26 protein-coding genes are annotated in these 19,463 nt (G+C 66.8%); 25 read left to right on the top strand and 1 reads right to left on the bottom strand.

Going from position 1 to position 19,463, the window contains the following annotated elements; translation table 11 throughout:
* The first annotated feature begins 12 nt into the window (after positions 1–12).
* The 24 genes from STRTUCAR8_RS13720 (at position 13) to STRTUCAR8_RS13620 (ending at position 15,388) form a co-directional block, all read left to right on the top strand.
* On the top strand, positions 13–1,104 hold the full coding sequence (locus STRTUCAR8_RS13720; RefSeq protein ID WP_143666481.1) for an AAA family ATPase: 1,092 nt from the start codon (positions 13–15) through the stop codon (positions 1,102–1,104).
* 32 nt (positions 1,105–1,136) lie between these two features.
* Positions 1,137–2,264 carry a PD-(D/E)XK nuclease family protein gene (locus tag STRTUCAR8_RS13715; RefSeq protein WP_100247544.1) on the top strand — a complete coding sequence of 376 codons (1,128 nt, stop codon included), beginning with the start codon at positions 1,137–1,139 and terminating at the stop codon, positions 2,262–2,264.
* Positions 2,265–2,353: 89 nt separating this feature from the next.
* Positions 2,354–3,334 (top strand): helix-turn-helix domain-containing protein, encoded by a 981-nt coding sequence (locus STRTUCAR8_RS52480; RefSeq protein ID WP_006376235.1) that lies wholly within the window; start codon positions 2,354–2,356, stop codon positions 3,332–3,334.
* Positions 3,335–3,436: 102 nt separating this feature from the next.
* Positions 3,437–3,886 (top strand): hypothetical protein, encoded by a 450-nt coding sequence (locus tag STRTUCAR8_RS13710; RefSeq protein ID WP_006376205.1) that lies wholly within the window; start codon positions 3,437–3,439, stop codon positions 3,884–3,886.
* Positions 3,887–3,967: 81 nt separating this feature from the next.
* Complete coding sequence (locus STRTUCAR8_RS48240) at positions 3,968–4,618, top strand: hypothetical protein (protein ID WP_006376218.1); 651 nt, start codon at positions 3,968–3,970, stop codon at positions 4,616–4,618.
* On the top strand, positions 4,618–4,836 hold the full coding sequence (locus STRTUCAR8_RS13700) for a hypothetical protein (protein ID WP_006376322.1): 219 nt from the start codon (positions 4,618–4,620) through the stop codon (positions 4,834–4,836). The genes STRTUCAR8_RS48240 and STRTUCAR8_RS13700 overlap by 1 nt, the downstream gene beginning before the upstream one ends.
* The gene (locus STRTUCAR8_RS52475) at positions 4,833–4,997 is read left to right on the top strand and encodes a hypothetical protein (RefSeq protein ID WP_158697398.1); all 165 of its coding nucleotides are present in this window, start codon (positions 4,833–4,835) and stop codon (positions 4,995–4,997) included. The genes STRTUCAR8_RS13700 and STRTUCAR8_RS52475 overlap by 4 nt, the downstream gene beginning before the upstream one ends.
* A 59-nt stretch (positions 4,998–5,056) precedes the next feature.
* Entirely contained in the window at positions 5,057–5,539 is a 483-nt protein-coding gene (locus STRTUCAR8_RS13695) for a hypothetical protein (RefSeq protein WP_006376258.1), read from the top strand.
* A 68-nt stretch (positions 5,540–5,607) separates the two neighbouring features.
* On the top strand, positions 5,608–7,113 hold the full coding sequence (locus tag STRTUCAR8_RS13690; protein ID WP_006376254.1) for a DNA cytosine methyltransferase: 1,506 nt from the start codon (positions 5,608–5,610) through the stop codon (positions 7,111–7,113).
* Positions 7,110–7,562, top strand: coding sequence for a hypothetical protein (locus STRTUCAR8_RS13685; protein WP_006376331.1), 453 nt, complete (start codon positions 7,110–7,112; stop codon positions 7,560–7,562). The genes STRTUCAR8_RS13690 and STRTUCAR8_RS13685 overlap by 4 nt, the downstream gene beginning before the upstream one ends.
* 19 nt (positions 7,563–7,581) lie before the next feature.
* Entirely contained in the window at positions 7,582–8,286 is a 705-nt protein-coding gene (locus tag STRTUCAR8_RS48235) for a hypothetical protein (RefSeq protein ID WP_006376200.1), read from the top strand.
* Positions 8,283–8,630, top strand: a complete 348-nt coding sequence (locus STRTUCAR8_RS48715) for a hypothetical protein (protein ID WP_052350884.1) — start codon at positions 8,283–8,285, stop codon at positions 8,628–8,630. The genes STRTUCAR8_RS48235 and STRTUCAR8_RS48715 overlap by 4 nt, the downstream gene beginning before the upstream one ends.
* Positions 8,627–8,851, top strand: a complete 225-nt coding sequence (locus STRTUCAR8_RS13670) for a hypothetical protein (protein WP_044472135.1) — start codon at positions 8,627–8,629, stop codon at positions 8,849–8,851. The genes STRTUCAR8_RS48715 and STRTUCAR8_RS13670 overlap by 4 nt, the downstream gene beginning before the upstream one ends.
* Positions 8,848–9,531: a hypothetical protein gene (locus STRTUCAR8_RS48230; protein ID WP_048818755.1), complete on the top strand. Its 684-nt coding sequence runs from the start codon at positions 8,848–8,850 to the stop codon at positions 9,529–9,531. The genes STRTUCAR8_RS13670 and STRTUCAR8_RS48230 overlap by 4 nt, the downstream gene beginning before the upstream one ends.
* 115 nt (positions 9,532–9,646) lie before the next feature.
* Entirely contained in the window at positions 9,647–9,949 is a 303-nt protein-coding gene (locus STRTUCAR8_RS13660) for a hypothetical protein (RefSeq protein WP_006376338.1), read from the top strand.
* A gap of 138 nt (positions 9,950–10,087) precedes the next feature.
* Positions 10,088–10,429, top strand: a complete 342-nt coding sequence (locus STRTUCAR8_RS13655; protein ID WP_006376256.1) for a hypothetical protein — start codon at positions 10,088–10,090, stop codon at positions 10,427–10,429.
* Positions 10,426–11,496 (top strand): PP2C family protein-serine/threonine phosphatase, encoded by a 1,071-nt coding sequence (locus tag STRTUCAR8_RS48225; protein WP_006376287.1) that lies wholly within the window; start codon positions 10,426–10,428, stop codon positions 11,494–11,496. Before STRTUCAR8_RS13655 ends, STRTUCAR8_RS48225 begins: the two co-directional genes overlap by 4 nt.
* A gap of 99 nt (positions 11,497–11,595) precedes the next feature.
* Entirely contained in the window at positions 11,596–11,943 is a 348-nt protein-coding gene (locus STRTUCAR8_RS13645; protein WP_006376214.1) for a hypothetical protein, read from the top strand.
* 38 nt (positions 11,944–11,981) lie between these two features.
* Entirely contained in the window at positions 11,982–12,266 is a 285-nt protein-coding gene (locus STRTUCAR8_RS13640; RefSeq protein WP_006376229.1) for a hypothetical protein, read from the top strand.
* A 17-nt stretch (positions 12,267–12,283) separates the two neighbouring features.
* Entirely contained in the window at positions 12,284–12,883 is a 600-nt protein-coding gene (locus tag STRTUCAR8_RS13635; protein WP_059072845.1) for a hypothetical protein, read from the top strand.
* A gap of 57 nt (positions 12,884–12,940) precedes the next feature.
* The gene (locus STRTUCAR8_RS13630; protein WP_006376336.1) at positions 12,941–13,999 is read left to right on the top strand and encodes an N-6 DNA methylase; all 1,059 of its coding nucleotides are present in this window, start codon (positions 12,941–12,943) and stop codon (positions 13,997–13,999) included.
* 77 nt (positions 14,000–14,076) lie between these two features.
* On the top strand, positions 14,077–14,217 hold the full coding sequence (locus tag STRTUCAR8_RS52470) for a hypothetical protein (RefSeq protein ID WP_006376282.1): 141 nt from the start codon (positions 14,077–14,079) through the stop codon (positions 14,215–14,217).
* Positions 14,218–14,264: 47 nt separating this feature from the next.
* On the top strand, positions 14,265–14,453 hold the full coding sequence (locus tag STRTUCAR8_RS13625) for a DUF4314 domain-containing protein (protein ID WP_006376278.1): 189 nt from the start codon (positions 14,265–14,267) through the stop codon (positions 14,451–14,453).
* A 68-nt stretch (positions 14,454–14,521) separates the two neighbouring features.
* Positions 14,522–15,388, top strand: a complete 867-nt coding sequence (locus STRTUCAR8_RS13620; protein ID WP_006376248.1) for a hypothetical protein — start codon at positions 14,522–14,524, stop codon at positions 15,386–15,388.
* Positions 15,389–15,522: 134 nt separating this feature from the next.
* On the opposite strand, the gene STRTUCAR8_RS48220 is transcribed toward STRTUCAR8_RS13620, so the two are convergent.
* Entirely contained in the window at positions 15,523–18,900 is a 3,378-nt protein-coding gene (locus STRTUCAR8_RS48220) for an NACHT domain-containing protein (protein WP_006376330.1), read from the bottom strand.
* 187 nt (positions 18,901–19,087) lie between these two features.
* On the opposite strand from STRTUCAR8_RS48220, the gene STRTUCAR8_RS51665 reads away from it, so the two are divergent.
* Positions 19,088–19,252, top strand: coding sequence for a hypothetical protein (locus tag STRTUCAR8_RS51665; RefSeq protein WP_006376242.1), 165 nt, complete (start codon positions 19,088–19,090; stop codon positions 19,250–19,252).
* Positions 19,253–19,463: the final 211 nt, after the last annotated feature.

Below are 19,463 nucleotides of genomic sequence, written 5' to 3'. Positions count from 1 at the left end.
TGGAGCCAGATCGTGAATGCACCAGCGGGCACCGCAATGCCGCCCGCAGTCCAACTCAAAACACGCAAGCCGACAGGGATCGTCCCATGGCCCCTCCTCCTCATTGAGGGCGAGGAGGGCGCCGGCAAAACCTACTCAGCCGCGCAGTTCTCCAGCAGCGACCGCATCGGCCAGATGTATTGGATCGACCTCGACGAGGGATCGGCCGACGAGTACGCGGCCATCGAGGGCGCCAACTATCTGATCATCGAGCACGACGGCACCTACCGAGACATTCTCGAACAGGTTGAGGCCGTGCATGCCGAGGCAAGGCGCGCGGCGGCAGCCGGAGAGCCCCCGGTCGTCCTGACCATCGACTCGGGATCCGCCCTCTGGCGGATGCTCACCAACTGGACCTACGAACGCGGTCGCCGGACGCGCAAGAACCGCGCCCTGCTCCAGGAGGACCCAGACGCCGCGTTCGACATCGGCCGGAATCTGTGGAACGACGCCACGGAGCGGTGGAACAGGATCATCTACCTGCTGCGCACACTGCCCGGCATCGCCATCGTGCTGGCCCGGGGCAAGCAGGTCAGCGCCACGGACGACAACGGCCAGCCGATCCAGAACAAAAGCGAGTGGAAGGTCTCGGCTCAGAAAGATCTCGGCTTCGACTCGTCGTGCTGGGTGCGCATGAAACGCAACACCGACCCGCAGGTCATCAAGGTCCGATCGCTGCGGATGCGCGTCGAGCGGAACAAACCGCTGCCGCTGCGGGACTTCAGCATCGAGGACCTGGTCTTCAACAAGCTGGGCTGCTCCGTCGAGTCCCAGCCGCGCATCATGCCCGTGCTGGTCGGCGATCTCGTACAGCCCTGGCTCGCCCGTATCGCCGGCCTGACGGACAAGAAGCTCCTTGAGGCGCTGTGGCGGGCCGTCCCAGACCCGGTGAACCGCCTGAGCCACGACGAGATCCTCACCATCCGGGCCGCCGCCGAGCAGCGTGCCGCCGAACTCGACAGCCCTCGGCGGGAGATGGGGGAGGGCCCACTGTCCGACGCCGACAAGCTCCGTGCCGCCGCCCAGCGCAAGGCCGATGAGCAGGACGCGGACGCCGAGCAGTGACCGCCCACGCTGACCTCTTGGAGAACTCCCCTATGTCCGTAGCCACCGTTGACGGCATCGCACCTTCCATCTGGGATGCCGCACACGACGTGGACGCCCGCCGCCCCCGCTCTCGTCAGACCCAGCTCGGCGCGTCCGACACCGTGTGCGGCCGACGCGCCGCCTACATCCTGCACGGCACCACACCGACCGATCACCCCGACAAGCGTGCGGCGATCCTCGGAACGTTCATTCACCACGGGCTGCTTGAGTCCGCGCGCACGGAGTACAGATGGCTGGTGGAACGCAGCGTCCAGGACAACCTGATCCGGGGGCATGTCGACGTTGTACAGCTCGACGCGGCGACTGCCGCTCGCCTGCCCGCTCGTCACAGGCCAGCGATACCCGCCGACGTCCTCACCGTGGAGGACGTGAAGACCAAATCCACGTACCTGTGGGACCGTGTTCTTCGCTACGGCGCTACGGCCGCCGAGCTACGGCAGGTCCAGCTGTACGCAGGTGCGCTGTTCGAGGTCGGGTTCGAGGACGTTCCTGGTCAGCGGTACCTGTCCCGCCTGGGGCCACTGAACATCGGCCGTATTCGGTTCCGGTTCATCAACCGGGACTCCGGCGCGGAGCACGTCCAGGAGATCGACTTCGACCCGCAGCGTGCGGCGGAGGCGCAGTGGTGGGTGGAACGTGTGCGTGAGACCGGCAATCCCGAAGAGATGCCCCGCGACTTCAACGGCCCCGGTCTGGACGCCATCTGCGACTACTGCCCGTTCCGCTCCCTGTGCTGGCCCGGGACAGCTCCGGGCGTGCCCGAGCAGGCCGCGCTCATCCGCAACGACGCCGACCGTGAACAGGCGCTCATCGACTACGTGAAGGGTCACGAACTCGCCAGCGAGGGCGACAGGACCAAGAAGTTCGCCCGCAAGAAGCTCGACCAATCCCCAGAGGGGATCTACGGCCCCAACAAGCTGTCCTGGCGCGGAGGCAACGACGAGGAGAAGGACGACGTGGAGGCGATGGTCGACCTGCATGAGGTCGCCGGAATCCCGGTCCCGATGACGCCGGACGTCAACCGCATGGTCAAGAACCTCAAGGACGCAGGACTGGCGATCCCCCGGCGGAAGACCGGCAAGAAGACGCCCGCGGTCATCAACATCGCGCCGGCCTGACCCGACTCCGATGAGTCTCAGCCCCGCCCGGGAGCGACCGGGCGGGGCACCCCGTCCTGCCGCCGTGCCTGTACCGCCCAAGGGGAACCGTGTCCATCCAACTGATGATCGCTGCGGCCTACTTGCCGCCCGACGTGCTTAGCCAGAGCCAGAAACTCGCCCTCATGAAGATCGCGGACAGCGCCGACGACGAGACGCGACTTGCGCGCCCCGGCCTTACCCGCCTCGCGGCCTGGGTCGGCGTGACCGACAAACGCGCCATCACCATCGTCACGGAGCTGATAGCCAAAGGGCTTGTCGAGCGCGTGGAGGTCGGCAAGGCGGGACGGTCGGCGGTCTACCGGATCTTCCCCCTCGGGGTACCGCCCACGCCGACCACGCCGGAGCTCAAGGAGCGACTGGAGGCGCGCAAGGCTGCTCCGAAGAACCCCAACAAAGCCCGCCCCGGAGTCACGCGGTCGGTCCCCGCAAAGCCTGCGATGACCTATCAGGACGTCGATGACCGCGAGGCCGCTCGCCGAGAGAAGGCCGAATCGTCGCAGGTCGAGGCTGGGTTCCACGCGGGGAACCCAGACGAGGAAGCAGGGTTCCACGGAGGGAACCCAGATGGGGAGGACGGCAGGGTTCCACCGGTGGAACCCGATGAGTTTCACGGGGGGAACCCACTGGGTTCCAGTGGTGGAACCCCTTCCTTTCCTGGTTCTTCCTCTGTCCTTCCTTCCCCCCCTACCCCCACGGCTGACGCCGCAGGGGAGTTCGCATCCGCTCCACCAGACGGCTCCGCCGCCGAGCGCGGGGAGCCGCCGAGGGGCTGCACGAAGCACCGAGGGCGCCCTGCTGCCTCCTGCCGTGGCTGCGGCACGAACCCGCGCGCAGGACGCCGGAGGGAGCAGGAGGAGGCCAAGGAGGAGGAACAGCGGGTACACGGGCGCTTCTGGGACGACTGGTACGAGGAAGCGGCCAGACGCCGACAGCGGGTCGAGGAGCACCCGGAAGCGGCCGATGAGGCGCGCAAGGCCGCGCGTGCGGCCGTACGAGCACAGAAGGAACGCAGCCAGCGGAAAACTTAGACCCCTGAAAGAAAAATTCGCCGGAAATATGGACATCCTCGACAATGCATATAGAATAGAACCAGAAGGAGGGGGAAGCCCCCTCTTGATCGGAAGGACGACATGGACTACCTGCCCACACTTCGCCACTGCCACAAGGGTGCGATCGTGCTCGACGGCGGCGCCGCCGCCCGCGAGCAGATCCACAGCCTCGCCGACCTCTACCGCCAGGACCCCGAGGGTGTCGGCGACCTGCTCATCCGGATCGCCGACCTGAAGGACCTGGTCGACTGCGAGCGGCACCTCGGCGGGCTGGGGTGCGCCAAGCCAGTGCGGGACGAGGTCGTCGGTGAACTCCTCGACGACATTGGCGGCGCCGAGATCCACCTCGACCACCGCGACAACCACAGGGCGCTCATGCAGGCCCGCGAACTCGCCCACCAGGCGCAGGGCATCGCCGACGTCGCCGGTCATCGCGTCGACGAGCTGGAGGCCCTGACTGCGCGAGCGCGACAGGTGCGAGAAGGGCGGCGCGCGGCGCCCCTGCTGGTGTTCGTCACCCGCCCGTGGTGAGTGCGGCCGGCGTCAATTTGCCTTGAGATAGATCCCAACTCTGTACTGTTGGCTGGCACACGACCTCTTGGAGAAGGAACTGTGAGCAACGACCTGGCGCCGCTGGCCCCGATGCCCGTGCACAACAACACCGAAGACCCGCTCTGGCTGGACCTGTGGAGCGCGTACGAGCCGGTCATCACCGCGCTGCGCCGCATCCCGCTCGTGACCAACGTCGAGTCCGGGAACGCGTTCGCCATCACCGCCGAGCTCACCGACGGCTCGCATCTGTGGATCTCCTCGGTCGAGGACCTGCCCATGGACCCGGCCGCGCTGGAGGGCTTCCACGTCAAGCGCCGCCACGATGACAACCCGAACATCGACGAGGTGCTCTACGACTCCACGGAGAGCGGAGAGCAGGCGCAACACGGCAACAACACCGTCCCGCTCATCCAGGCCATCACGGCCTTCGTCACCGAGCGGCGCCTCGCGCCACGCGTCAGCGACCTGATCTCAGTCCGGCTCCGAGGCGTGACGGCGCAGCGCCTGCCGGTGTCAAAGCTCCTCCACGGCCCTCTCACCGACAGTGGCACGGCCCTCATTGAGTACGCCAACGTCGTGCGCGCCATGGCGGCGAAGGGCTGGACGTGCGTCCACGCGCAAGGCGGTACGGACTGGCCGCTCACGGTGTGGGAGCTGAACGACGAGGTCGGCATCCTCTACCTCGCGTCCACCGGGCAGGTGATCGTCTGATGGCGGACACCGAAGCGGTCCCGCCGAATCCGGCGGAGGAGACCAGCAAGCGCCGCTGCGCCTGCGTCATCGCCCACCCGCAGGACGAGGCCGAACGAGCCCGAGCCCAGGCCGCGTTGGACAACGGACTCGCGACCAACCACGCCCACGGGGTCTTCGTCGCGTGCATGCAGCTCCTTCAACCCTGCCCGGCTCGCTACGAGGTGGTGGCGCGGTGACCGAACTGCACGCGCTGTACGCACTGCTCGTGCTCGCCCTCGGTGTCGGTGCCGGCCTCACCGTGATCGTCATCGCAGAGCTCCGCTGGGAGGCCCGCAGCCGGGACCCGCGCCGCACGACCTACGGCGAAGTCCACCGCCGCCACGCCGCCCACCGCTGAACGCGCTGCCCGGCCCGACTCCGGGCCGGGCAGCCGCAGACCTCTTGGAGAACAACCCCGTGGGAAACGACGTCTACATCCAGACCCCTGACGGCACGAGAGCCGAAGGGGACGAGAACTACTTCCGGTTCGCCTTCACCGCACTGCCGCGCACCCTCGACGCGATGAAGAACTTCGGGATGCTCGTCGAGCTGCCCGTCCCGTCATACCCGGCGCTGTCCGCCTACGGGCTGGCGGGCGTGGACCTCCAGCCCGGCACCAAGTACGACGAGAGCACGACGAACCGCGTCGCCGAATTTCGGACCGCCTACAAGGCCGTCAAGGACGCCTCCGAGACAGTGCCGACCGGCATACCCAGGTACAAGATCGACTCGAACGACGGCTTCCTCGTGACGGTCGCCGAGATCACCGCCGCCCTCGCCACCTATGACGCCCACCCGGGCGTGGCCATCGCAGAGATGCCCGTGGGTGACCCGACATGGGGGATCTGGATCGCCTTCCTGCGCCACGCGCAGGCGCACGGCGGTCTCCGCACTCACTGATCTCGGCCGTTGCCCGGCCCCGCCATAGGGGCCGGGCGCGCAGGACCTCTTGGAGAACAACTACCCACATGGCCACCTGGATTGACCTTTTGTGTGGCGCGGGCGGCAGCAGCACTGGACTTGTCGAAGCCGGGCACGAGCTGTTGCTCGGCATCAACCACTGGCGGCTGGCGATCGAGACGCACGCCGCCAACCACCCCAACTGTGAACACGCCGTCATGACGCTCAGCGACGGCTTCCCCATGCGCATGCTGCCCAAGGCCGACGCACTGTGGGCATCCGTCATCTGCACCGAGATCAGCCCCGCGGGTGGCAGGACTCGGGAGACTAACCAACTTGATCTCCTCGACCTGCTCGAAGAGGAACGCGACGAGTGGGAGTCCCTGACCAAGGACGCCTTCGAGGCGACCCGGGTAACCGCCTGGTGCGTGGTACGAGCAGCTGAAGCGAAGCGGTTCAAGGCCATCGTCGTCGAGAACGTCGTCGAATTCGGCCTGGACTGGATCCTGTTCGCGACCTGGCTCCAAGCCATGGAGCTGCTCGGATACCAGTACCAGATCGTGTGCGTCAGCAGCGCCCACGTCGGCGACGACGTCAACCTGCGCGCCCCGCAGTGGCGTGACCGGATGTACGTGGTCTTCACCCTCAAGACCATGCGCAAGCCCGACCTGGAGCCCAGGCCGCTCGCTCCCTGCGTCGACTGCGGTGAGGACGTGCACGCCGTCCAGTCGTGGACCAAGACCGATGGCCTGCGTATCGGGAAGTACCGGCGCGACTACATCTACCGCTGCCCCAACACCCGTTGCCGCCACGCCATGGTCGAGCCGTACGTACGCCCGGCCAGCGACATCATCGACTTCAGCGACCTCGGGAAGCGGATCGGCGACCGCAAGAAGCCGCTCGCCGATACCACCATGGACCGCATCCGCGCAGGCCGCCTCAAGTTCCCCTGGCGCCCGTACTCGATCTCGCTCACCCACGGCAAGGATGGCGGGGACAGGGCGTACGCCGTCGAGGACCGGCCGATGCCTGTCCGGACGGTGAAGCAGGGCGATGCCCTTCTGGTGCCGACCGGCGGCTCGTGGAACACCGATGCCGTCCCTCTGGACGTGCCGATGCGGACTCGCACCACCCGCGAGAGCGAAGCCCTGCTGACGATGGACCCGTTCATCATCGAGTACCGCAACCACGCCACCGCCAGCCCCGCGAGCGACCCGCTCAGCGTCGTCACCGCCCAGGGCAACCACCACGGCCTTGTCACGCACGCCGGCACTGTGCCCGACCGTGCGCGGAACACCCTCGTCGTGCCGTACCGCAAGGCCGCGGTGAAGACGGCCGCCGAACCCGTCCACACCCTCTCCACCCGCGACTCAGCCGCTCTGGTGCAAAACGCCCCGGACATCAACGACTGCTACTTCCGGATGCTCAAGCCCCGCGAACAGCTCGAAGGGCAGCGGTTTCCTAAGAAGTACGTCGTCTACGGCAACCAGGCAGAGCAGACCGCGCAGGCAGGCAACGCGGTCTCGGTGAATGTCGCTCGGTGGATAGGCCAGCGATTGGAGCCCGTCCTGTGACCGGATCACGAACCCTGATCGGCACCCATGTCACCTCCCACGCCCCGTGCTTCGGCGACGAGGACTTCGCCGTTGCCGACGACAGATGGAAGAACGGCATCGAACTGGTCGCCATCTGCGAACCCGTCCTCTACGTCTGCGGAGGCTGCCCCTTCCGGGCCGCCTGCATCCGGCAAGTCGTCCCAGCCAAAAGCCTGTTCACCGGCATCTGCGGCGGCCGGATCTGGCTCAACGGCGTGATCATCCACGAGCTGCCGGACGCCGACCCCAACGAGCTGCCAGTCCCGGTCATCCGCAAATCGTGCGGCACGGCCGCCGGATCGCGTGCTCACCGCCGGGCTGTAGAGCAGCAGTGCCCCCGGTGCCTGCCCTACTACCGCCCCGGACCGAACCCACTGGACGCGGAGGTGCAGGCCGCGCAGCAGCTCGAACTCCCCGACGCACCCTGACCAACCGAGAGGAAACGCAGTGAAGCACCTGACCGCAATATGCACCGGCACGCCGGACGGCTACCGGATTCGAGTTCTGGACGAGGACCACGGCGTCTACTTGGCGCACCTCTTCTTCGACTGGGACAGCTTCCGCCCGGCCAGCGCCGGTCACCGGCTGATTGAGCACGGCTACATGATCCGACCCGACGCCCGAACCCCGGACACGGTGAACGGCTGGAGAGGGGTACCGGGCCAGCCCGCAACCTGGTCTGTGCCGGTCATGCCGACGAACGAGGGCGCCCCGGAGACGCCCCCGACGGTCGCTGAACGACTCGCCGAGGCGGTCTCCCACTGGACGGAGGGGCGCCATGACCAGGCCCAGGAAATCCTGGCGGACCTCGCGCGGAACGGTACGCCCTCGCTGATGTACGGCGTCGCGACTGGACTCGCAGTCATGGCGAAGGCAGCCTTGGCGAAGCTGCAGGGACTCGATGCCGACACGGCGTTCTGGATCATTCTCACTTCCGACGGCAGCCGTCCCGAGGACATCGTCCCGCAGCCACACCTCTTCGCAGCACGCTTCATCACCGCGTTCGCCAACGGGGACACCGCGACCACGCTCGCCCTCTATGGGGCCGCCTTCACCGCGCCAGACCCCGAACTGTTCTCCCACTGCCTGGAGATGCTGCTCGCAGCGACCGGTGAGGCAGTGCGCGCCGCCACTCCGGGGGCCGATCGATGACCAGCTCTGCCAGCTACTCGCCCGACGGACTGCGCCACGACGTTGCCGACCCGGCGACATGGAGCGTCCGGATCTGCGCGGGGCGATGCGGCACGTGCATCTTCCGGCCGGGCAACCTGATGCGCTTGGAAGAGGGGCGCGTGGCAGAGATGGTCGCCAACGCCATCGCCCAGGAGGGACACATCGTCTGCCACGCCACGCTCGGCACCGATGCCCCCGCCATCTGCGCGGGCTTCGCCGCGCACTCGAACGGTCGTACCGCTTCCCTGGCCCTGCGCCTGGCCCGAGCCCGCGTCCTTCACACCGTCTGGGTTCACGTCGACACCAGAAAGGTGGAGTCGTGACCAGCATGCTCGCCCTGCTTGTCCTCCTCGCGTGGGCAGCGGGAGCCGTGATCCTGGCGGACGCCTTCCGGAGACTGCTCGCCCACGACCCGACCCTGCGACTGGTCTGCCAACTCCGGCCGGGCGCCGTCGCCTTGTACCTCGCGTTGGTCATCGTCGCGTGGCCGGCGGCGGTGGCGGCGAAGGCCCTGTCGGATCTCGTCGACCGGGGCCGCACGTGACCCATATCAAGCCCGGACGGATCTTCGTGGCCTGCGACCTGCGGGACAGCATCCGCATACGGATCGAGCAGTACAACCCGGGGGACATGCGCGCCCTGGTCACAGACGCCGCGACTGGCCGCAGGCGCCGCCTCATGCTGATCTCCGCCTTGCACACGTCGGCCTTCACCAACGCCGGCGTGCCGCGTCGGAGCGGATACGCCCCCGCCACAACAGAGTCGGCAACGCCAACAGCAGTTCCCCCGGTCGGCGTTCTGGCCGAGCAGGAACCGGACTGGTTCGAAGGGATGACAGGTCGCCAGTTCAGGGTCGCGCTGCCGCCCCGGCTGACGCTCCTGAACGCCAACCAGCGGCTCCACCACCACAAGCGTGCGGAGATCACCAGGGTGCTGCGGCGCGCGGCCTGGGCCGCCTCGCGCGCAGTGCCACACCTGGAACGGGTCCACATCATCGGCGTCCTACACCCCGAGGACAGACAGAGGAGAGACCCCGCCAACTGGTACCCCAGCTTCAAGGCGTGCATCGACGGGCTTGTGGATCAAGGCGTCCTGGACGACGACGACCACACGCGCGTCGTCGGCCCGGACATGCGCATGGGGCACGTAGTCGAGGGAGCGCGGCTCGTCCTCCACATACGCGACCTCAGCCCTGTGGACATGGCTTCTGACCTGCGGAAATAAAGCCCCTCGGTGATCAAGAAAATTCGCCGAAAATCTTGCCCCCCTCCCGAATGCATATAGAATAGAACTAGAAAGAAGGGGGAGTGGCCCCCTTCTTGAACCGTCAGGAGAGACCGTGACAGACCCCTTCAGCCCCGAGGGCATCCGCCAGCGCCTGAGTGCCGAGCAGATCGGCCCCGCCCAGGCGGACCGGCTGGCCGAGACGATCGCGGGCGCGCTGCGGCGGACCTGCAAGGAGTGGTTCCCCGGCACCGACTACGACGACTGGCGGCAGATGCTCCCCGAACCGCTGCTCGACGTCGTGATCCAACTCCTCACTTGGGATGAGGACGGTCAGATCGTGGCCGCCCACATGCCCACGGCCGCAGCCGCCTGCATCTTCCTGGATCTGCAGAACTCCGCCATCCCTGTCGGCTGACGCCGATTGCGACCCCCGCCCGGCGCCCGGTGACCACTACATCCCGGCCGCCGGGCGGACCTACACCAAGGAGCCACGGTGAGAATTTCAGACCCCTGTCCACCCGCAGATCAGCAAGTGTGCGCGGCTAAACGCCGTTTGGCGCTCGCCCTGCTCCGGCGTATCCGTGTGGAGGCGATCAAGATCGAACCCCGCATCGGGACACTCGTTGCCACCCGCCGAGACCTCGGCTACGACCTGCGGCTCCTGCACGGCACCGGCGGGCGCCTCCTTCTTCGGTATGACCTGCTCCAGCATCCGGACCCCGCCTGGGGCAAGCTCACCGCCGACTTGTCCCTCCTTGCCCAGCTCGCCGATCTAAAGACGCATCCGCCCGGCTACTACTACGTCCACCCGCTGTCCGACCCGCGTGACATCGCCGTTCCCCTTCCTGCCAACCCCCGGGGCCTCCCCCCTCGCACGATTGGACCCCTCAGGTGATCGCCACAACACCCGCCCTGCTGGTCTCCCCGAACGGCGAAGTCGAAGAACTGCTGCTCGACTCGCGGCACGCCGATCAGCTCCACGGGATCGGCTTCTACGTCCAAGCCCCGCATGCGCACCGGCTTGGCCGCCGGGCAGTCGTCCATGCCGGACATGGCGTCGGGTCGGTGAACGACGTTGCCCAGCAGGCGTGGATGAGCATCACCGGAGGAAGCCGACCGCCCCTCCTGCGCGGCCCCGTCGTGATCACCGGTGCGACCAACCACGCCGGCGACCTCACGCCCCTGCCCGAACTCAGCGCCGAGGCGATCCAGCGCGCGGCGGGTCTGCTCTCCGGGGCAACGGCCATCGACTTCAAGGTGAGCGCGGTCCAGCACCGCGGCGGCCGGAAGTATCAGTGCGACGCCTACACGGTCAAGCGGAACAAGAACACCGGCCGATGGGCCTTCGCCGTCCTCGACGGAATCGGCGACAGGCCCCAAGTCCACCGATTCGCCCGACGGTTCGCCTCTCTCATCGCCCGGGAGGCAGCCCGGCACGGCAGCCCGACTCGCGCCCTCGCGGCGGCGCGAGTGCAGGCTCGCAACGAACTGAGGTGGGACTTCGACCCCCGCACAGACCCGAGCGCCGTCGCCGTCATTGCCGTGGCCGATCACCGGTCACCCCTCATCCACGTCGCCTGGTGCGGCGACGCGCGGGCCTACCGACTGGCCCCGATCGGCATATCCCAGCTCGTCACCCACGATCACAACTACGCCCAGGCCCTGCGCAGCCGAGGGCGCACCCCCAGGCCGTACGACCGGAACTTCGTTACCTCCTGCCTGATGAACGGCGACATCGGCACGACCACCATCGAGAGAGATCACACACGCCGACTACTGCTGTGCACCGATGGCGCGTACGCGCCGCTCGAAGAACGAGGTCAAGACGTCGGCGGCATCCTCGACCTAGTCGACGACGCGAAGGACGCGGCCGCCCTGGTCGTCGACGACGCGATAGCCGCCAGTGCGGACGAGTTCGCCGACAACGCCACCGCACTCGTCGTGGACATCGCTCAAGCCTGACCCTCCCCCTTTGTCTGTCCGAGAAGTGGCCGCCCCCAACCAGAATGCATATAGAAAAGAAGCATTCGGGGGCGGCTCGCATACCAACCGGAGGCACCCATGTCCGCCCGCCCCTCAATACCGACGCTCAACACGCCAGAACACCACTTCGGCGCCATGTTCCTGATCCTCATGACCCGCTCGCCGGACGACGAGACGCTGCGCGCTGCCCTGCGACTCGCCGAAAACGCCGCCGTCGCGGCCTGGGCCCTGCGCCCGGAGGAACTGATCACCCTCACCGTCGAGCAGTACCGGCAGCTCCTCGACTACATCGCCGCCTCCGAGGTCTTCGACCTGGCCCTGTTCCTGGGCGGCGACAGGAAGCAGATCCGGACCCTCATGGACTACATCGCCGGAGTGATGGCGGAAGTCCACGCGCGCTACCCCTCCCCGAACCCCCAGCCATGACAAGCCTGTTGGCCCCCGCAATACCCCGAAGGAGAACCGTGACCAGTCCACCCGACCCGCAGTGGTGGGTCATCTACCACGAACCGACCCCCGCCGAGATGGCGATCACCGCTGTCGAGCCCCCTCCCGGCGACGACGCTGCCCACGACAAACGGTGCGCCGAACTGGAGGCATCTGGCCAGTGCGCCTATGTCGTTGCCGCGATTGACCAAGACGCGGCCGCAGAGATCGCCGGCCGGATCTGGGCCGAAGAACTCGTCGCCAACCCGGCACGCCATGCCACCGCAGAGGCGTACCTCGCCGCCAACCGGCGGCCCAACTAACCCCATTGGAGAACGACATGAACCCCGACATGCTGAAAGACCTGTGCGCGAACGTCGTGAGCCGCTTGAGCCTCCGCCCCACCACGGTCGAGGCCGCGCTACTGGTCACCCTTCACCACTTCAGCGGTGAATCCCGCAACCCCGCCGTCGCCCACATCGGACTCACGCCCGATCAGTACGTCCTGCGGTCCCTCTCGACTCCCCGATTCGAGGCCACCCTCGCGAGTGCCGCCCTCAATGCCGAAGGCCGAGAAGCCGACGCCCGCCTGAACTGGGAGGCGTTCGTGCAACGGGAGCAGGAAGCAGCCAGGCTTGCCCACGAGACCATAGCGAACACGGCTCTCCTCGCCGACATCGACGCTATCTACCGCATCGGTCGTCAGCTCGGCCTCTGCGATGAATGCACGGACCAGGTCGTTTCAGGCGTCGTGCTCACCCTGGCTCTCGGATACCCCTACCGCCTCGCTGATCAACAGCACCTCAGCCTCACGGACCTTCTCGCCCAGGTCACCACCGAGGGACTGACCGAGTTGTTGCGGCACGCCGCGCACTCGGCGACGGGGCGCACGGAAGAAGCCGCCGCCACGCTCCGGCGCATGCCGCGCGCAGCGCGCTGACCTCCACCCCGTGGCGGCCCACGGGCCGCCACGATCGAATCGAATCCAGGAGACAGCATGAGCCAACTCGACCTGTTCGCCGACGCTGGCGAGTCCGAAGAACAGCGCGCCCCAGCCGCCCCCGCGGCACCGCCCCGCAGATTCCTCACCGATCTGCCACCAGCGCCCCAACCCGTCACGATCGCCACCCAGTCCCGCCCCGCGCTCGCCGCGGTCAAGCGCACGCTGGGCCACTACCGCCCCTCACAGAGGAACCCGCACGCCCACGCCTTCGACTTGGCGGAAGCCGTCAGCTACGCCTGGCACCAGGCGCACGGGGGGAGCAGCATCGAAATCCCCATCGGTACGGTCGCCGCGCTCGCCCTGTGGCCCCTACGCGGCTTGGACGCATACCTTGCCGCCGACTGGTGGCTCAGTCTCGGCGACACCGAGCTGCTGGCCGCGTTCCGCGAGTGCTGGGCCCGCATGTGGATCATGCGACCCGACCTCATCGACCGGGCTACGCCCCTACACAAGTGGGTCGACGACGAAAAGCCTGCCGCTCGGCGAGCCGCTGCCATACGAGCCGTCGTCGAGGCCGCGCTCACCAACGGGCTCCTGCACCTGACCGCAAGCGATGACCCGGATCTCCGCTCCACCACCGACGTGATCGGAACCCTGCTTGCCGTCATGCGCTCCGAAGGTGCTCACGATGCACTCGCGGAGATCCACACGCCGCCGGAGGTCGCCTACCTGATGGCCAGGATGCTGCTCGACGACATGCCACTTGAGCCGGGCATGAAGTTCGACGAGCCTGCGGGCGGGACCGGTGGCATGTACCGCGCTGCCGTACAGGTCATGCGCGAACGCGGCATCGACCCGCACCAGTTCGGGTGGTCGCTGACGGATATCGACCCCCTTGCGGCGGCGGGCGCGGCCGTCAACGCGATCCTCTGGGACCTCGGCCCGCACGTACTCATCGGGTGCGGCGACACCCTGCACGAAGGCAACGTGCCCGCCAGGGCCGCCCGGGAGGCGCTGGAGTCCCTGGAACGGCGCGATCGACTGCACTCGCAGGCGGTCTTCCTCGCGGCCATCAAGAAGGTCGAAGCTCTGGTACGCGATGTAGCAGCCTGACCTGCGGAAATTATTTTATTCGATCTTGAACTCCCCTCTCGATGCATATAGAATAGAACTAAAAGGAGAGGGGAGTCATGGACGAGCCGCCGTTCACATTCCCGTACTGCCGCAACCACGACGTCCGGTGCCAGGAGCCGGGCTGCGACGCCTGCGCATGCGACCACTGCTTCGACTGCGGGGCCTGCCCCACCGAGGCGTGCGATCACGACGCCTAGCGGTCGGCCGACCACCACGTCCACAACACATCACGACTGGAGCGCAGATGACCTACAAGAAGGGCGACCGTATCGCCCTCGTACACACCACCGACTCGCACACCGGGCTCAAGCCCGGCGACGAAGGCACCGTCCACCGGTTCGACGCCAGCCTCTCCATCCTCTCCGTGGATTGGGACAGCGGCTCTACCCTCTCGATGCTCCTCGACGACGGTGACGAAGTACGCCCCGCATAGCGCCACCGGGCCCGCCCCGGTCGGGGCGGGCCCCGCTTCCCCCCCACAGACCTCTTGGAGAACCACAGATGCTCATCACCGACGCCGCAGTCCGAGAAGCCGCGGCCAACCTCGCTCAACGCCTCGGCGGCGACTGGGCGATCGACACCGCAGCGCCCGCCGACGGCGCAGCCCACCTCGTCTACAGCGACGGACGAGGCGTCAGCTTCCGCCCCATCTTCGGCGGAACCACCGTCCAGCTCTGGATCACCGGCAGCGCCGCACCGCCGCTCCCCGACGGCGTCACCCTGGCCGACCATGCCCTCCGCGAAGCGCAACTCACTGCACGCCTGGCCGAAGGGCACCGCTACAACAAGGCGACCACCCTCGTAACCGAAGCTGACGAAGATCCGGAACTCATCATCCTGCGCACCCTCGAAGACGACCTTCTTCCCGCCTTCGACTACAGACCCCGCTACGTCGGCCACCGGCCCTGGATAGACCTGTTCGACAGCGCACTCTCGCAAGTGATGAATGAAGCCCCGCCGGCCACGGGCACCTCGCTGCGCGACTGCGGCCCCGAAGCCCACATGACGCCGCCCGGCGTCGGCGAAGACGCCGAGCCCACGGCCGACACCGAATCTGACCCTGGCGCCGACAGCGATCCGGCGATCGGGCCCGATCCAACCCCAGCGCCCGACGGTGACCAGCAGACCGACAACCCCGCAGCTGACGAGGTCCAGGAGGAAGACCCGTCACCCGCCGAAGATCCCGCCCCCGAAGTCACACAGCCCCCGAGTTCCGGGCCCGAGACGGATCCCGCCTCGGAGCCGGGGCCCTCCGGCGAGATCAGCGGCGAAGCGGATGCCCAACCGGCAGCCGAGGCCAGCCCCAGCGCAAAACGGCGCCCTCGCAACCGCGCTCCCAAGCGCCGCCCGAAGACCAGCTCAACCTGACCGCGTATGACTCGACGAGGGAGCGCGGCCCGCGCCGCGCTCCCTTTGGAGCGCCATGAGCAAAGACACCTGAGTCATCGTTCGCCAGCGTCACTGACGTCGGCGGGCCGCTCCGCCTGTACGTCGATGAGTAATTATGTTGACGGTTTCCCAATTCGGTTCGGGAGCTGCGGCGCTGTATGTGAATTTTTGCCAGAGCTGGGGGCGTTTTCCCCGCGGATCCGTTCCTGAACCGCAGTGATTGCAGATTTAAATTCGTGGTCGTCGGTTTCCCGTTCCAGTGCCTGGTGCAGGCAAGTAACTAGAATGCTGGACGACTCACTTGGATATCTCACCGGGAGTTCCGCGATCTTGCACAAGAGTGAGGCCAGCATTTTATCCGTCAATGAGGGCATGTCATGGATCAGCTGTCGGAACACATGATTGAGATAAATATCCACGTGACGCGAATCAAGAGCCTCGGTGATGTTCAGACATCTATCATAGAGATCGGGCAGTACTTCGAAATGGTAAACGTCCTGAGTCAGCAGAGCTATGAGCGATTGCGCCGCAGACCGTATCTGCCCTTCGTCGTCGATGTGGTACGCCCGCAGGGAACTGGGCATCTGGCGCAACAATGGATAGGCGACGTGCAACAGCAACTCTGCATCCTGATCGCCGACAAACATGACGCGGCGCACAGTATTCGAGAGCTCGTCGGAGGATCCCTCCTGAAGCCAGTTGTACCCTCCGCCGGACATCCTGCTGTCCTGAAACCCAAGGGCCCAGCTGAGTTCATGATGGATGAAGGGCACTCTGTCAGTGCCGATTCGCAATTCTTCTCGGGGATCTCCCGAGCCGAGCCTGGCAGAGTGCCAGAAACGCTCGATGGAGAGCGTGGACGAGTACAGGTCCCACGAGTTCGCGGAGAGTTGCGACTGCCACATCATCGCTTGCCTGCGCCAGAGGTCGGTAATTCGGTCGCCGGGCAGGAACTCCGACGCGTGTACTTTTTCTGCGGCCAGCACCGCGATCAGCAGAAGGTTGGCGGTGTAAACCGCGTCGCGATATGCCCGGGTCAGCTGAACCGGAGCGTGGTTGAGCGAGGTGCGGTGAGAACTATCCCAGGGCGCCGCCTGGAACAGTGCGGCGAGTTGCTGGGGTAAGGCAGCCGTTGCTGTTGGGGACGTCCAGTGCGACAGCATGCCACGCAGGTTCACCACGATTTGGGTCCGGTCGGTGAGCGGGGCGAACGACAGCGCCGCGTAAAGCTCGCTGTCGTCGGGCAGCTCGCCGCTGCTCCGGCGTGTCAGTGTCAGTCGTCGTAGCGCCCGGTCGACCAGGCGCGCTGCCAGATGCTCGCCGAACGTCGCGTGCATGAACTCATAGCTGCGCAGGCGCTGTTCTGCGACCACGGCTCGCGCTTCGTGCACGAAGAAGAATCGACCGAAGAGCAGCCCGCGGTCTGTGCACGACCCTGGCGTCTCCGTGCCGTTCAGTCCCGCCAGGTCATGGTCTGCTTCCTCACCGGTGACGCTCTGGGCGCCTCGTTGGAAAATCCCCAGGGCGACCACCGACAATCGGTGCAGTTCACGGTCCACGGCGGCACTCTGATCGGCGGCGGGCAGCGAGCCGTCCTTTTCGACCTGGCGCCGGACGAACTCGCGAAGCAGCTGCTCGTACAGCTGGGTGTCCTCGTGGTGATGAACCCCGAGTCGCTGCAGGGCGTTGCCCTCCACGTCGAACAGCGCGAGCATGAGCAGCAACAGCGGTTGTGCCGCGAGTTGCAGCTGCCTGCCCAGCCTCTCGAAGGTGAGCGGGCGCAGAGCATGCCGTTCGAGGTGGATGCGATTCGTCGTGTTCCAGATGGCGAGCCACTGTCGGATCTCGGGCTCGTGGAACGGCTCCAGGCGCAGCACTTGGCTCTCTGGCGGTAGCTCCGCGCGGTCGGCGACCACCGTGCGGCTCGTCACCACCACGATCAACGGGCGGTTCAACTGGGCTTCACGGAGCTGGAATTCCGCCACTGCCCGCAGATAGCCCCACTGCTGGGTGGTGGAAAGTTGTTGCGCTCCCGCTTGGAGCAGTTCATCGAAACCGTCCAACAGGACGACCGGAATCGTGTCGGGTTCGGACTCTGACCAGTCCGGCCAGTTGACCGACCGTCCCGTCATCTGCCGCAACGCATGCTCCAGTTGGGCCTGGACGTCGGCCTCCGCCGGTGTACGCCTCAGCTCGACCCTGAGCGGGCGGAAGTCGCCCGCCAACAGTCGAGCCTCCAGCAACTTAGTGAACAACGACTTTCCGGCGCCGGGGTCACCTAGTACGAGGAGCGGTGTCACGAGAGCCCGAAGGCTGAGTAGGTAAGCGGCGAGGAAACGGTCGATGCCTTCGTGTAACGGCTGCTCGTTCCACCACTTCTCGGAGGCGACATCATGGCTGGCGTCCTGAGCCGGATCTGAGCCTGGGAGCCTGAAGCGCGGGTTCACGTATCCGTCCGCCAGGCTTGGCACTCGTGGTCCGCGTACATCGAGCTGGGCGACCGGGCTGTTCAACAGTCTCCGGCTGGCGGGCGACGGTTCGTGCCGGCCAGAGAATTCGGCCAGTAGCTTTTCCAGGCCTGAGAGCCCTGTACCGCTCCCGGCGGATCCCTCGGGCGCAGACAGTCCGGCCACCAGCGCGAACTCGGGACAGACTGCAGCAAGTGCTGCGGACAACTCGAAGTAGCGCGTCAGGAAATCCTGGTGGCGTGGGGAGAGCGCCGCTTCGGTGGCTGCGAGCAGGGCCGGATCCGCCGGCTGCTGACCCTCGCCTGACCACACGTGGGCCCGTGCCGTGCCCTTCATCAGACTTTCGACCAGCTGACGCGGTGCCGCCCGGTTTCCGAGGTACGCGTGTGATTCGACTAAGGCCGCCGCCGCCAGCACCAGCCGTGCGGCTTGCATCAGCGCGCCGCGCGGAACGCCGTGTTCGACCCGCACCCGCTCCGCGAAGCCTTCCAACAGAGCGTGCAGTACGTTGGGCAGACTCTGCTGACCAGAAACCTCGCCTAGGAGGCCGTGCGCGGTACGCGGCATGCCTGCCCGCCCGGCCGCAAGCAGTTGAACCGCCTCGTCGAGGTTCATGTCGATCGCATGCGACACATCCCTCGCCGCCGTACTGCCAACTGCGGGGGCAAAGGAGGTCAGAGCGGATGACCTGACGACGGCTTCACTCTCGCCGTTCGAGACGGTCGCTTCTCGGCGCGCGGCCGGGCGCCGCGTCTCCACCGTCCGCACCAACTCTGCATGCCGTCCGCGCCACCACTGCACGTCCAGGCGCACGTCCGCTGGTGGCTGGTTGGGACGTCCATGACGCTTCGAGCACAGCTCAACGATCACCTTTACGTCGTCCCAGTCCGGGGCTGTCTTCCGATCGCCGCTGAGCAGCACTGATACGGAGCTCTCGGCCTTGCGGAGCACAGCAGCGATCTCCGTCTGCTGCACCCCACACTCGCGCACCAGAAGCCTGAGCTGGTCACAGAAGTCCGCCACGGGACCTCTTGGTGGTACGGACAACTCGCTCCCCTTCGGGAAAATTCGGCGAACGCCCTCCAAGCGTAGGGGTTGACCTGCGTCTTCCGCCGGGAGTTCGGCTGAGATCGGGAATGGCTCGCAGGCCGTGTCCGGGACCCGAAAGTCATCTCCGGAAGCAGCCGACCGTCGTTCCGGAGGTATTGCCTTGACCATTCAGTCACCCGTTGTGCTGGCTGCCCTCGTCTTCGCCGCGATCTACGCGGGCGTCATCTTGCCCGCCGTGTGGTCACGCAAGCAGACCCGGCGGAGCGCGGCATTGAAGGTACTCGCCCATCTGCTCAGTGCCCTGCGCCGCTGGCGTGGCCGCTAGCTGGATAAACTGAAGAGGAAACGTCTGGCCTGCGAGAACGGTCATTGAGGCTCCGCCCCGAGTTCAGGGGCGGAGCCTCTGCGCGCTGGAAGGGAAATCCGCTGCGGGCGAGTTCGAGGCGCACTCCCGAGCTGGGGCGATCGTCTCGGAAGCTGGTTGGGCTTGTCCTTCCAGGACGCGTTCTGGACGCTGGTTGGACACAAGGATCGGA

The sequence above is a fragment of the Streptomyces turgidiscabies Car8 genome (genome assembly GCF_000331005.1).
In the GTDB taxonomy this organism is placed as follows: Bacteria; Actinomycetota; Actinomycetes; order Streptomycetales; family Streptomycetaceae; genus Streptomyces; species Streptomyces turgidiscabies.
This window is presented reverse-complemented; position numbering and strand designations above follow the sequence as displayed.

Bases quoted from the DNA above. Each gene is read 5' to 3' on its own strand.
- STRTUCAR8_RS13710 (WP_006376205.1), top strand. From the start codon at position 3,437: ATGGACTACCTGCCCACACTTCGCCACTGCCACAAGGGTGCGATCGTG.
- STRTUCAR8_RS13645 (WP_006376214.1), top strand. From the start codon at position 11,596: ATGTCCGCCCGCCCCTCAATACCGACGCTCAACACGCCAGAACACCAC.
- STRTUCAR8_RS13715 (WP_100247544.1), top strand. From the start codon at position 1,137: ATGTCCGTAGCCACCGTTGACGGCATCGCACCTTCCATCTGGGATGCC.
- STRTUCAR8_RS13625 (WP_006376278.1), top strand. From the start codon at position 14,265: ATGACCTACAAGAAGGGCGACCGTATCGCCCTCGTACACACCACCGAC.
- STRTUCAR8_RS13620 (WP_006376248.1), top strand. From the start codon at position 14,522: ATGCTCATCACCGACGCCGCAGTCCGAGAAGCCGCGGCCAACCTCGCT.
- STRTUCAR8_RS13630 (WP_006376336.1), top strand. From the start codon at position 12,941: ATGAGCCAACTCGACCTGTTCGCCGACGCTGGCGAGTCCGAAGAACAG.
- STRTUCAR8_RS48715 (WP_052350884.1), top strand. From the start codon at position 8,283: ATGACCAGCTCTGCCAGCTACTCGCCCGACGGACTGCGCCACGACGTT.
- STRTUCAR8_RS13690 (WP_006376254.1), top strand. From the start codon at position 5,608: ATGGCCACCTGGATTGACCTTTTGTGTGGCGCGGGCGGCAGCAGCACT.
- STRTUCAR8_RS13635 (WP_059072845.1), top strand. From the start codon at position 12,284: ATGAACCCCGACATGCTGAAAGACCTGTGCGCGAACGTCGTGAGCCGC.
- STRTUCAR8_RS13700 (WP_006376322.1), top strand. From the start codon at position 4,618: ATGGCGGACACCGAAGCGGTCCCGCCGAATCCGGCGGAGGAGACCAGC.
- STRTUCAR8_RS52470 (WP_006376282.1), top strand. From the start codon at position 14,077: ATGGACGAGCCGCCGTTCACATTCCCGTACTGCCGCAACCACGACGTC.